At 52.7% G+C, this 12,756-nt stretch carries 10 protein-coding genes; all 10 read right to left on the reverse strand.

Annotation, left to right across the window (positions count from 1 at the left end; translation table 11 throughout):
* Nucleotides 1-21 precede the first annotated feature (21 nt).
* The 10 genes from galE to G5574_RS05690 all read right to left on the reverse strand — a co-directional run bounded on the left by galE (nucleotide 22) and on the right by G5574_RS05690 (nucleotide 12,624).
* A complete protein-coding gene (gene galE, locus G5574_RS05645) occupies nucleotides 22-1,035 on the reverse strand; it encodes a UDP-glucose 4-epimerase GalE (RefSeq protein ID WP_033740479.1) in 1,014 nt (337 codons plus the stop codon).
* A gap of 49 nt (nucleotides 1,036-1,084) precedes the next feature.
* Nucleotides 1,085-1,981, reverse strand: coding sequence for a UTP--glucose-1-phosphate uridylyltransferase GalF (galF, locus tag G5574_RS05650; protein WP_006119858.1), 897 nt, complete (start codon nucleotides 1,979-1,981; stop codon nucleotides 1,085-1,087).
* A gap of 268 nt (nucleotides 1,982-2,249) precedes the next feature.
* A complete protein-coding gene (locus G5574_RS05655; protein ID WP_033740483.1) occupies nucleotides 2,250-3,590 on the reverse strand; it encodes a lipopolysaccharide biosynthesis protein in 1,341 nt (446 codons plus the stop codon).
* Nucleotides 3,587-4,810 carry a glycosyltransferase gene (locus G5574_RS05660; RefSeq protein WP_164482232.1) on the reverse strand — a complete coding sequence of 408 codons (1,224 nt, stop codon included), beginning with the start codon at nucleotides 4,808-4,810 and terminating at the stop codon, nucleotides 3,587-3,589. The genes G5574_RS05655 and G5574_RS05660 overlap by 4 nt, the downstream gene beginning before the upstream one ends.
* 4 nt (nucleotides 4,811-4,814) lie before the next feature.
* Nucleotides 4,815-6,077, reverse strand: a complete 1,263-nt coding sequence (gene wcaK, locus G5574_RS05665) for a colanic acid biosynthesis pyruvyl transferase WcaK (protein WP_110268232.1) — start codon at nucleotides 6,075-6,077, stop codon at nucleotides 4,815-4,817.
* 150 nt (nucleotides 6,078-6,227) lie between these two features.
* Entirely contained in the window at nucleotides 6,228-8,438 is a 2,211-nt protein-coding gene (locus tag G5574_RS05670; protein WP_164482233.1) for a phage tailspike protein, read from the reverse strand.
* A gap of 88 nt (nucleotides 8,439-8,526) precedes the next feature.
* Complete coding sequence (locus tag G5574_RS05675) at nucleotides 8,527-9,561, reverse strand: glycosyltransferase family 4 protein (RefSeq protein ID WP_054687535.1); 1,035 nt, start codon at nucleotides 9,559-9,561, stop codon at nucleotides 8,527-8,529.
* A 46-nt stretch (nucleotides 9,562-9,607) separates the two neighbouring features.
* Nucleotides 9,608-10,360, reverse strand: coding sequence for a glycosyltransferase family 2 protein (locus G5574_RS05680; RefSeq protein WP_006119867.1), 753 nt, complete (start codon nucleotides 10,358-10,360; stop codon nucleotides 9,608-9,610).
* Nucleotides 10,361-10,441: 81 nt separating this feature from the next.
* On the reverse strand, nucleotides 10,442-11,359 hold the full coding sequence (locus G5574_RS05685; RefSeq protein ID WP_164482234.1) for a glycosyltransferase family 2 protein: 918 nt from the start codon (nucleotides 11,357-11,359) through the stop codon (nucleotides 10,442-10,444).
* A gap of 128 nt (nucleotides 11,360-11,487) precedes the next feature.
* Nucleotides 11,488-12,624 (reverse strand): EpsG family protein, encoded by a 1,137-nt coding sequence (locus G5574_RS05690; protein WP_006119869.1) that lies wholly within the window; start codon nucleotides 12,622-12,624, stop codon nucleotides 11,488-11,490.
* Between the last annotated feature and the right edge of the window lie 132 nt (nucleotides 12,625-12,756).

Here is a 12,756-nt window from a genome sequence, read left to right on the forward strand (position 1 = left end):
TACAAATGCTAATGAGTAATATTAACGAAACCCTTCCGGATTTTTCGACTGCCAGTTCCACGTATCGCGCATCATCGCGTCAATCCCCCGTGTCACACGCCAGTCCAGTTCACGGTTCGCCAGCGACGCATCCGCCCAGAACGCCGGCAGATCGCCATCGCGACGTGGTTTGATTTCATACGGAATCGGTTTGCCCGAGGCTTTTTCAAAGGCTTTGATCATCTCCAGTACGGAGAAGCCTTTGCCACCACCCAGGTTGTAGGCTTTATAACCTTCAATTTTGTCCAGATGATCCAGCGCTTTAAGGTGGCCTTCCGCCAGGTCAACGACATGAATGTAGTCACGCAGGCAGGTGCCGTCTGGCGTATCATAGTCACCGCCAAACACACCGAGTTTATCCAGACGACCGATAGCGACCTGGGCAATGTAGGGCAGCAGGTTGTTTGGAATGCCTGACGGATCTTCACCGATCTCACCCGATTCATGCGCGCCAACCGGATTGAAGTAGCGAAGCGCAATGGTTTTGAACTTCGGCTCAGCTTTGGCAAAATCACGGATAATGAATTCGACCATCAGCTTGGAGGTGCCGTACGGGCTGGTCGTCCCCCCAATCGGGGTAGTTTCAACGTAAGGTACCGGCGCGTTAGCGCCGTAAACGGTGGCAGAGGAACTGAAAATGAAGTTCCAGACGCCGGCGTTACGCATTTCTTCCAGCAGAACAACGGTACCGGCAACGTTATTTTCGTAATATTCCAGCGGCATACGCGTGGATTCACCCACCGCTTTAAGTGCGGCGAAGTGAATCACGGCAGAAATACGGTGAGAGGCAAACAGATCGCGCAGGCAGGCGCGGTCAAGGACATCACCTTCAATAAAGGTGGCTTTCTTGCCGGCGAGTTTCTCAACACGGTTAATCGCCTCACGCGAGGCATTGCACAGATTATCCAGGACGACGACGTCGTCACCGCGCTCCAGCAGCGCCAGTACGGTATGAGAGCCGATGTAACCCGCGCCGCCTGTAACCAAAATTGCCATCTCAACTTCTCCCTTTCTGCCGCGTTAACCGCGGCGAATTATACAGTGATTACTTCGCCAGAATATGCTTGATCGCTTCGCGGAAATCACGGCCCTGCGCATTGTTTCGTAAACCGTACGAGACAAATGCCTGCATGTAACCCAACTTGCGTCCACAGTCAAAGCTGTGCCCGGTCATCAGGGACACATCGACCGTTTTTTTCTTGCTCAGGCTGGCAATCGCATCCGTTAACTGAATACGTCCCCATGCGCCCGGTTCGGTGCGTTCCAGTTCTGGCCAGATATCGGCAGAGAGGACGTAGCGCCCTACCGCCGCCAGGTCTGAGTTTAACTCAGCCGGATGCTCTGGTTTCTCAACGAAGTTACTGATGGTGCTGACGTCGCCCGGGTTTTCCAGCGGTTGTTCCGTCGTGATCACCGAGTATTCTGACAGGTCATAATCGGTCAGATGCTTCGCCAGAACCTGGCTATGACCGGTCTCTTCAAAACGCGCCACCATGGCCGCCAGATTATAACGTAAATGGTCAGCGGTAGAATCGTCCAGCAGGACATCAGGCAGAACGACAACAAACGGGTTATCGCCGATCATCGGACGGGCACAGAGGATGGAGTGTCCCAGACCCAGTGGCTGCGCCTGACGTACGTTCATGATGGTCACGCCTGGCGGACAAATTGACTGTACTTCACTCAACAGTTGGCGCTTCACGCGCGCTTCAAGCAACGCTTCAAGTTCGTACGTTGTATCGAAGTGGTTTTCCACCGCATTTTTGGACGCATGGGTGACCAGCACAATCTCTTTAATACCTGCAGCTACGCACTCGTCAACGATGTATTGAATCATTGGCTTGTCCACAACAGGCAGCATCTCTTTCGGAATGGCTTTGGTCGCCGGAAGCATATGCATGCCGAGACCCGCAACCGGGATTACTGCTTTAAGCTTGGTCATATTTATTCCATCTAATGAAGTGAAGACATGCGTCAATTATGCCGGATGGACCGGAAAAGGAAGTATAATCTTTATCTGAAAAGCCCACACTAACTCGCTGTGAAATCTTACAAATTCGGGATTTTCCCTGGGTTTTCGCCGTTTGGAAATAAAGCGCAATCCCGCAGACAAGCGAGTCTCTGGCGGTCCGAATGCAACGCCCTTTGCCCTTTTTAAGGCCAGCCATAAAACGACACGGGCGACCCGAAGCCGCCCGTGATAATGACACTTACAGCCACTGTTCAAACCATTCCGGCATCACGAAAAGGTTGAAGTGATTGACCAGCAGCATCAGTCCCGCAAACAGCACGGAGACCGACACCCACTGTCGGGCATAGGGTATAAAACGAATGCCAATGACCGGTTTAATAAAGAACGGATGCGCCAGGGCGGAAATTAACACCTGCGAAATCGACAGCGTCAGCGCGACATAGAGGACGTTCGGCCAGATAAAGGTCGTGGCCAGCACCGCCACCACCACCAGACTCGCGACGATGTTCCAGTAGAACTCCACGTTGGTGCGACCGTTAGCCTGGGAAATAGCACCAGTCAGACCGCCCATCGGCCGCAGCATGCCAAACAGCAGCATCAACGGAATGAGATGGTAAACCTGCTCATGTGAGGCACCATACAGCACGCGAACAATGACGGGTGACAAAATACCAATAGCCAGATACATCGCGCTGCTGAACAACATAATCACCAGAGTGCCCTTGAGGAACAGTTTCTTCAACTGCTCTGGATCGTGCTGCTTCTCGGCAAAGCGCGGCAGCGCCAGGCGGTTAATCACGGGCGACACCAGCTTGAGCGGTTGCAGCACCAGCTCTTTCGCCAGTGAGTAAACACCGAGCATGTCAGCGCCCATCACTTTCCCCACCACCAGCGCATCGGCCTGGGTGCGTAACTGGTTAATCGTCTGCGAACCGAGCTGGTAAATTCCGTAGCGTACCGCGTTAAAAAAGGTCTGTTTGTCGAACTCCAGCGTAGGCCGCCAGGACTTCTCTCCAAGCGCAATCATGCACAAAATACGAGTGAACGCATTGATAAACAGGCCCAGAATCGCTGCTGCGACGGTGAGCGACGTAAACTCCAGCATGGCGACAACACACAGAAAGGCGAACAGCTTCGTGCCCATCTCAATTTTCGCCAGCGAAACCATGCGTTTGGTTTTGATATAGTGCGCCTGATACTGAGACAGATGACCGAGCACCAGGAAGTTGAGACTGGTCAGCATAATCAATCCGGTTAACGCCGGAAGGTGATAGAACCAGGCAACCGGGAAAGCAATGCCCAGCATAACCAGGCCGGTACAGAAACTAATACCGACGTTAACCCAATAGATCGTGCTCTGCTCGCGGCGCGTGATGTCCTGGCGGTGTACCAGATAGCTGCTCATTCCCATGTCCTGCAGGACACCCGCCACCGCCAGAATGGCGTTGATAATGGCCAGCAGCCCCAGTTCATGGGTTTCGAGTTTACGGGCGAGAAAACTCAGTTGCGCGACCTGCAGTACGGCTGAAAAACAGGTACTGCCAAACAACCAAATCGCCTGTGACTTTATTCCACTCAAACCATTTGCTCCAGAATCTGTGCCAGCTCGCGGTAGGCGATATGCTGATTAAACTCGGTTTCCACTTTCTGTCTGGCGGCCGCAACAACGGGGGCAACGTCTACCTCGCCCTGGGACAGTTTCAGTAAGGTGTCGGCCAGCGCGTCAGCGTCATCTTCTTTGACCAGCCAGCCGGAAACGTTGTTTTCGATAAGTTCAGGAATACCGCTGTGGAAGGTGGAGACCACCGGCAGCCCAACCGCCATCGCCTCCATCAGCGCGACAGGAATACCTTCCATGTCGCCATCGGCGGCGGTTTTTGACGGCAGCAGGAAGATATCGGCATCACTCAGCGCCTTACGAATCTCCTCCTGCGGTTTAAAACCTGGCATGGTGACGCAATCCTGCATCGATTCGTTCGCAATGAAGTCACGCATCATCTTGTCCTGATCGCCGTTACCAATAATCGTGTACTGGAACTGACCGCCGCGCTGCTTAAGCATGGCGCTGGCTTTGACCGCGACATCCAGGCCTTTCTTCTCAGTCAGGCGGGCGACAGACACGATACGCAGCGGCGTGTGAAAACCGTCGCGCGGCTGGAAGTTGAATTTCTCTGGCTCGATGCCCATACGGGTCACGTGAATCTTTTCGGGCGGGCAGCCCATTTCGATCAACTTGTTTTGCCACAGATGGCTGATCGGTAGCATCAGCTCGCTCTGCTGAAACAGGTTGCGGTAATCCTGCTTGTGCTCGTCAAGAATGTGACGACGCGAAATATCCGCGCCGTGGAAAACGGTGGCCTGTTTGCCCTTCAGAATACCCAGTTCGCGGAGTTTATTTGCCAGCGCACCGGCATAGCCGAAGTGCACCAGGAACACATCCGCTTCATAGGTCTGACGCGCATTGGCGACAATGGCGGGAAGCAGCAGTTTGCTTGATTGTGCGCCATAGCGGCGCACGTTAAGCGAACGTAATAAGGATGCCCGGATGATTTTAGGCAAAACGAGTTTCAGGCGTTGTCCCAGCTTGTCCGTCAGCGACACTTTTTCTTCTGGCAGCAGGTAGTGCGTTTTTGCTGCCAGGCCGTACTCATCAAACGCGCCATGCCGGTTGACCAGATCCCCCGGAAATACCGAGATAATCTCAACGTCATAGCCCGCATCAATAAAATGAGTGACCTGGTTCAGAACAAATGTTTCAGAGGCAACCGGGAAACGCATCGTGAAAAAAGTCAGTTTCATCACATCATCCTATTACGTTTAGAATCTCTTCAGTGATTCGGTTACCCACTTCCCTTTCGTGCGCCACGGCAGCAGCAACGTTTTGCTTGATCGCGTCGTAGTCGGCCAGGACGCTCTGCACCTTATCGATCAGGGAACCGTCCATCAGGCTCTGCACATCGGTCGCCATCTGCGGCAGGCCTAACTGATTCATGACGCCCATGGATTTGTGCTCATAGTTAATCGCTACGGCAGGCGTGCCGAAGTTCATCGAGATAATGGCAGAGTGCAGACGGGTACCAATGGTGAGATGACACTCGCTGAGCAGCACACCCAGTTCCAGGTCATTAAACTCGTCCATCACGACGTGATAATGCTCAGACTGTTGTACGTGGTCACGCAGGGTCAGCGCGACCATGCGGTCATCTTTGGCGTAGCTGTCGATACCGGTGCAGGTAGACAGGGCGACGACCTGATAACCGCTCGCGATCATCGCGTTAATCACCCGGCCACATGCGGCTTCATAGTCTTGCTGCGTGACGCCCAAACGCTTATCAAAGGGGGCCAGTTCGCGTACCGTGATGGCAATGGTTTTACGCGCGCGGATCACGCTCTGCCAGTGTTGCAGGCTGTGGCTGGGGTTTTCCACTTCACGGGCACGAACCAGAAACGCGGTATCCACACCGGCCACCACTTTCGAGCTGGTAACGCCATCCCGCTTCATCAGATCCAGACTGACCGATTCACGCAGAATAAGCTTGTCCACCCGATCAAACACAAAATTTGCCAGTTGGTTGGTGCGCGCATTCTGGAACGGACCGACCGAGTGACCAATCAGGTAAATAGGTTTTTTAGCTAACAGAGCACAAAGCGCATGGTCAAACTGCGTTACGCCATAGAGATCGACAAAGAATGAGCCGCCTACCTGGATGATGGCATCATAATCCTTCAGGCTTTCCGTAAAGGCTTTAAGGTGCGGCGGCACGGAAAATGACTTGTAAGGACCGCCCTTACCCAGGTGTGCCATCATGATGTTCGGCATCAGGCGGTTCGCTACCTTACGTTTGACCGAGCCAATCAGGCCCTTCCCCGAGGAGTTGTTATGCAGGAACAGCTTGTCCTGCTGAATATGTTGCTGAAGCAGATAACCGGAGCTGGTTGGATAACGGCTAATCACATCAATATCGACATCGTTGCGCGCGGCCTGAATTGAATCAATCAGTCCACGCAGAATCGCGCCATCCCCACGATTCCCACAGGTATGGTTACCCACCAATAAAATTTTCATAAAAACTCCGAATTAAATTTTTTCTAATTCTGACAACCGCCCAGTTCCGAAACGGGCAAAATGAACACTGATAAAAAACAGCAATAACGTGCACGCCAACAGCCCAGATCCCGTTGGCCCTGGCTGCCGCTAAGGGCAGCCCTCTCTCAATTACGCTTTAATGGCAAAATAGGGCAAGGCAACGGTTTTACCGTTAATGACCACCGACACGAAACCTTCTGGTTTACGGGTATCCACGTTGTCAGCCGACAGCGCGCGGGAAGCCAGCAGGAGATCGCCTTGCTCATTTGCGCCGACGCCCGCTTTGCCGTTGTGCAGACTAAAGCGCTGCGGTGCAGCATGGCTGCCACTGTCGGGCGTGGCTTTAGCCATTTTGGCATCGACCCGCGCGCAGCGGCCGGTCACAAAACGGTCCTTCGCGGTGCTTTTGATCATGATGGCAGCAGAAGGCGTCCAGCCTGCCAGCCTGATAAAGACCTGTGTATCGGTGTCGGTTTTCGCCACGTAGCGCACGTCCAGCACCGGGCTGCTGCCTTCCGCTGACCAGCTGGCTTCAGCGTGATCTTTCTTACTCTGAACATGAATCACCGCGCGACCCCCGGTGTTTCTGCCGTCGATCAGATTCATCAGCGGTTCGCTGTCCGTGCCGTTGTTAAACTGCGACTGGCCGAAGACCTCGATTTCCCACGAGTCACCGACAGTAGGAGAATAAAGGTTAGCCAGTTCGTACCACACGGGCTGACTGGTGTTGTTTTCCAGCAACCAGCGCGAAGTGAGATAGTTGTATTTCAGGCTGCCATCAATCGCGACGCCGTAGGATTCAACGCGGGTCGATCCCATCTCCCAGGCGCTTAACCAGCGATCGCCCTGCTCTGAGTTATCAATCCAGCTCCCCGACTGCAGGTTGGTCTGGCGCGTATTCAGGCGCGAGTGCCAGGCGATAAGCGGGTTTTTGCAATCTTCCAGACTGAGCGCATCAATAATCCACTGACCATTGGAGATATCGCCGGGATTGTCGCAGTGTTCAATCCAGCCGTTATGAATCAGCGACTGACTGCAGCGCGGCAGATTCAGGACCTTGCCACCTTTACAGTGCTGCGCATTGAAGTTGGAAAGCTCAATCGCCGTGCTGTGATCCCAGTTGCCCTTCTTCTGTCCTGACCAGCCGGCCTGAATGACATCACCAGTACAGGCCGAGGCGTACCACTGGTCAATTTTACAGTCCAGCGTATCCAGCAGGCTCAGCGCGGTGCCACCAACGTTGTTGAAACGCAGACAGGCCCCCCGGAAGAATTGCCCTCCCGGACAGGTATTGCGGAACAGGCCCTGCCTGTTCGGCTTCGTATCGGTATTGCCATTGAAAATCAGGTTGGAGATTTCCACCCAGCGGGCGCTGACCTCAAACACAAACGGGGATTGACCATCAGAAACGATGGTGGTCGCCGGGAAGTAGCCGAAGTTGACCATGGCCCCGGAGATACGGAAAAAGCGACGCTGTTCTTCGCCAAAGTCACAGCCTGTCACGAAGAAGGTGCCTGCCGGGAACTGGACACAGATAGGCTGATCGCTCTGTTGCGACCACTGATACATGGCTTTAATGGCGGGCGCGCTGTCGGTTTTGCCGTCGGCGATCGCGCCGAAGTCAAACAGCGACAGCCGGTTATAGTCATCCACCACGCGGCGCCAGTGAAAGCCGTCGCCGCTGAAAATCACGCCCTGATCGTCCTGAGCGGGTTGAAAACTGCCAACAAACTCGCCCCCGCCTACTTCCAGGCCGGGATGCCAGCTCTTCAGCTTAATCTTTGCCCCTTCAAACAGCGGCCGCGTTTTACGCAGATCATCGACAGAAGGAATTTCCCCGATGAGCTGATAACCGGCAGGCTGCGCCAGACGCTGACTAAAAGCGGCCTGACCCGGCTGACTGACATCCGGAATGTTGAATACGGTCTGTCCGTTGCTGTCCTCCAGCGCCATGGCGTGCGACGGATTAGCGATAAGCGCCGCATTGTCTTTGACGAACTGATCAAAATTGCCTTTGTTCAGCGTAATCGGCTGGGTGATTTGCGCCAGATTGCCGTTGGCATCGCGCAAAAAGACCGGAATCTGGTTACCGGGCTGGCGGGCATCGCTGCCTGCTCTGCCAATCCACAGCTTCCCCTGAAAATTTTGCCAAAACTGCGGTGGCATGGCGTACACATTTTCAGGGGTAAGAATGGGAACATCCCCTTTCGGGATCGCCGTTGCATCAACCGATTTCAGCGCCAGACCTGTATTTTTGGCGGCGTAACTGGAAAACGTGCTCACGGAAAGCGCACCGACAAGGGCGGAGGCTGCGGTTTGCAAGACTTCTCTTCTTTTCATGCAGTAAATCCCGTCGTCATGAAGGCTGTAAACTCAGCCATAAAAGGTGTCCCATGAGGCACAGCAAAAATGAGCATCTCCAGCCCGTTTACACCAGCGCCAGCCAGCTTTGTTTAATCTGTTTGCCGTCAAATTTCAGCGCAGTGTGTTGGGTTTTTTCGCTCATGGCGTAGAACAAGGCATCATCGCTCGCCAGTTGCTCCATCCGCGCCAGAAATTCGCTTTTCTTGTTCATTGGCACCAGGAAGCCGTCTTCACCGTGATTGATGATCTCCTGAGGACCCGTCGGGCAGTCATACGCCACCACCGGCAACGACCACGATTTGGCTTCCAGCAAAACCAGCGGTAAACCTTCATAACGCGAGGTCATCAGCGCCATATCGCTGTCGCGATAGTAGTCGTTGATGTTGCTGACTTTGCCGACGAACTTCACGCTGGAGGTGATGCCCAGCACGGCAGCCTGATCGTGCAGTTGCTGGCGCAGCTCGCCGTCACCGGCAATGACCAGGGTCCAGTCTGGATGGGCTTTGGCAAAGTCGCGCCAGATATCCAGTAGCAGGTCAAAACCCTTTTGATTGTCCAGACGGCCGACTGCCAGCGCCTGGCGATGACGCGAGGTGCGTTGCCAGGCTTTGTATACGACCGGGTTGGGGATGGTCTGGCTGGGAATGTGCCAGCGCTGAAAGACCTGATGATCTTTATCCGTCAACACAATCACGCGGTCGTAGTAGCGCAGAAGCAGGAATTTGAGGAATTTAATGGGCTTGCTAAAGGAGTTGATGGCCACGTGCTCACAGGCATAGGCTTTGAAACGTTTCTTTTTAAACGTCATCAGATTCCAGAACGCAAACATCACGCTCAGGCGGCCCATGCTGATCAAAAACACGGTATCAAAGCCTTCCTGCTGGATACGTGCCACCGCACTTTTAATCGGGTTACTTTCCCCTTCAAAGCTGACGATGCGCTTAACCTTTTCAAACGGGTAAAACGGCTGACCGTGCCCTTCCAGCGAGTAAATGGTGACGTCGTGCTCATCACCGAGGCATTCCGACATAAAGTTACAGATATTCTCGGTGCCGGCATACGAGTAAGCGTCTTTGATCACCAGGACGATTTTTTTCATGAAACGTTATCCACCTCAAAGTTTACAGACAATCCTGCCGATCGGCTTAACGGTGTTTCAGGCTAAAAAGCACACCGTTCACCATATACCAGGCGTAATAGTAATAGATTTTTAACGGATTGTTTTTATAGATAATTCTTAATAGTTCGAGGTGCCATTTCGCGGCTTTATTTTTATTACGCGACAGAGAATCGCCCAGCTCATAATAATTCACCAGAATTGTCTGAATTATCCTGGCCTGTTTATAACGGCTAAACAGTTCGTAGAGGAAAAGGAAGTCTTCATGACCTTTGCGCTGGAAAAAAATACCGCCTGGTGGACGGCGAAAGCACACGGAAGAGAAGCAGACACGGTACTGTTTTTTTACGAAGTTGTCCTGCTGTAAATACGGCTTCGAGTAGCGGATATCGTGGTCAGCTTTGCGGGTTTTATAATGATATTCGGTAATAACCAGATTATCCCCATCGGCTATCGCCTGCATCTGCTGACGCAGTTTATCACTGTGCCATTCATCATCGCTGTCCAGAAAAGCAATGATCTCTTCTTTGGCCGCGCGCAAGCCGACATTGCGGGTTTCGGCTGCGCCCATGTTCACGGCATTGTCCAGAATCGTAATACGCGGATCCTGGCACTGTTCTGTTACCCAGGCGAGGGAGTCATCGGTGGATTTATCGTTGATCAGATAGAGGTGCCAGTCCTGATAGGTTTGATTTAACACGGACTGCACGGCGCGTAATACCGTCTGGCGGGCATTATACATAGGCATCACGATGCCAACGGTACCAGAGTGATTAGTCATTTTCATACCTGAATAAATAAAAAGACGGAGCGACCGGGAGAGGCTTCCGGCAGCACAGAAACGTCACAACATTTAAGAGAATCAGGAAAGTGCCTTTTCACCGCCAAAACGCGCTTTCAGCTTGTCTTTCACGCGGTTGAGGAAGTAGGTGCGATTGTCTTTATTAGTGAGCAAGAAATAGCGGGCAAAACTCACGCTCGCCATCAGGGCGTTGCCGTCCATTTTGTAGCGCAGCGGCAGCTTAAAGGCTTTATAGGTGTGAATATCACGCGCGGTAAGGTGCGGCTTCATGGTATCCAGCCAGAACAGGGAGTACTTGACCGATTCCCCTTTGTGCTTTGAACCGAACGAGGTCACCAGATGATAGTTAGCCAGCGGCGCGTCAATCATCTCGAACTGGTAACCCATCCGATCGGCACGGATACAGAAGTCATAATCCTGATGGCGAATAAAGCGCGCATCGAACTGAATTTTGGCGGCATCTTCACGCTTCAGCACAATCGTGCTGGTTTGAATGAAGCCATAACAACCGAACAGATATTCCGCCACCGTTTCATTTTCAGCAGGCGGCTGCATTGGCATGACTTTCAGGAACGCGCCGTCCTGATAGATATTCACCTGACTGAAGATAATGGTCTTGTCTTTGCCCTGCGCCTCAAGTTCGGCAATTTTTTTTGTGACCTGCAGTAGCTTATCGGCGTGCCATTCATCGTCGGCATCCAGGAAGCTGACATAGTCGCCCGTGGCCAGTTCAATGCCTTTGTTACGCGCACCTGCGCCATTCAGCTTGACCTCTGACAACACCAGGTTGACGTCCAGGTCCTGGTAACGCTCGCTGCGAACCACCTCGGCGAGCGCGGCGGCATCCGCCGATTTGTCATCAACGATGATGACCTCGAAATGACGATACGTCTGTGCTTTAACGCAATCCAGCGTCGTGACAATCGATTCTGACGCGTTATAAGCCGGAATTACGATGGAGAAACGAATGTCCTTCATTGCCAGCACCTCATTAAAATAGTTCAAAAATAAACAATTCAATCGACAAAGGTCGAAGAAAAACCTGTGTTCTGACTGGCAACCGCCCCTGCGTGACGCCTTTCACGGGAGGACGATCGCCGGGTTGATTAGCGAGTCAACCAAAACTCCTGCGCCACTTCGTAGCCGACAACCGCCTGTTTGGTGGAAATGGTGTTGTAGTAGAGGTAATAGAGCAGGAAGAAAACCAGCATGCCAAACAGTGCGGGCTTCCAGACGCGCCTGGCCTGAAAGATGAGCGAGGTCAGGATAATCGGCTCGACCTGTTGCAAATAGTTGGACAGACGTGAACCCGACGGGAAGTTGTACAGGAAGATCCTGATCGCCCCGCCGATAGCAAAACTTAAAATCAGCAGATAGTTAAGACGGTACTGGGCGTAATTTTCGCGCTTCAGCTCTTCCGTCAGCATGAAATAGAAGAAGATAAACACCAGCATGATGTTTTTCAGGTTCGAGACTGACAGGATACTGCCATCCATTGCGTAGGACGGGTCATTGTTATAGCCCGATGCCCTTTCACCCAGCGACCCCAGATGACCGGCAATCAGCGCGATAAAGCTGGAACCGCCGACAACGGAGAGCGGCAGACTGAAGAGAATGATAACCACCGGCCACCAGCGCCAGTCACGAATAAACAGGAACGGCACCAGCGTCACCACCATAACGGCGGTATTGTGGCTCATAAAGGACAGAATAAAAAAGGTAAATGCCCACCAGTAACGCTTGAGGTAAATGGACCACAGCACACCCAGGAACAGCGCGGAGCTCAGGCCAAAGCGAATCTGGTTTATGTCTTTGTTAATAAAGATGTGCGCGGAATACAGCGCCAGCGCCAGCACCGGATAGGGTGACATCTTCTTAAAGAAGTAGGTATTTATGGAAACTGCAATGGCACAAAACACAAACAGAAAGACGCTGGCATTGTGCGAAAACAGGCTGGTCAGCCAGGCCATGGCGAAAATCAGCGGTTCGTAACGGAAAAAAGCGACGGTATTAAAAAAACCGTTAATCTGAATGCGTCGTACGAAGTCCTCGAAGAAACTCCGGTACTGAAAGTCATCCATGCCGGTGCCCAGACCGCGAATACCGCCGAAAACAATCAAAATCATGGCAGCAATACAGAGCAGCCAGGTTAAAGCATAATTTGTGCGTTCGTCTTTTTTAACCAGGATTTCGAACAGCGAAAGCAGCAGCAAAAACCCTGATATTGACCAATATGGAGCCATGGTGTGATTCCTTAAATCCACAAGTTCACATGCCAACAGTGGCCAGCGCTGATGCCCTTCCAGGCGGCTGTCTCAGCGGGTCTGCGTGAAAGACCAGGGCATGTTGATGATGAATTCTGATGATTGACGTGA

The sequence above is a fragment of the Pantoea stewartii genome, assembly GCF_011044475.1.
GTDB lineage: Bacteria > Pseudomonadota > Gammaproteobacteria > Enterobacterales > Enterobacteriaceae > Pantoea > Pantoea stewartii.

What these genes read in the sequence shown, in the direction of transcription:
- galE (WP_033740479.1), bottom strand. Translation starts at nt 1,035, where the DNA reads ATGGCAATTTTGGTTACAGGCGGCGCGGGTTACATCGGCTCTCATACC.
- galF (WP_006119858.1), bottom strand. Translation starts at nt 1,981, where the DNA reads ATGACCAAGCTTAAAGCAGTAATCCCGGTTGCGGGTCTCGGCATGCAT.
- G5574_RS05660 (WP_164482232.1), bottom strand. Translation starts at nt 4,810, where the DNA reads ATGAAACTGACTTTTTTCACGATGCGTTTCCCGGTTGCCTCTGAAACA.
- wcaK (WP_110268232.1), bottom strand. Translation starts at nt 6,077, where the DNA reads ATGAAAATTTTATTGGTGGGTAACCATACCTGTGGGAATCGTGGGGAT.
- G5574_RS05670 (WP_164482233.1), bottom strand. Translation starts at nt 8,438, where the DNA reads ATGAAAAGAAGAGAAGTCTTGCAAACCGCAGCCTCCGCCCTTGTCGGT.
- G5574_RS05675 (WP_054687535.1), bottom strand. Translation starts at nt 9,561, where the DNA reads ATGAAAAAAATCGTCCTGGTGATCAAAGACGCTTACTCGTATGCCGGC.
- G5574_RS05680 (WP_006119867.1), bottom strand. Translation starts at nt 10,360, where the DNA reads ATGACTAATCACTCTGGTACCGTTGGCATCGTGATGCCTATGTATAAT.
- G5574_RS05685 (WP_164482234.1), bottom strand. Translation starts at nt 11,359, where the DNA reads ATGAAGGACATTCGTTTCTCCATCGTAATTCCGGCTTATAACGCGTCA.
- G5574_RS05690 (WP_006119869.1), bottom strand. Translation starts at nt 12,624, where the DNA reads ATGGCTCCATATTGGTCAATATCAGGGTTTTTGCTGCTGCTTTCGCTG.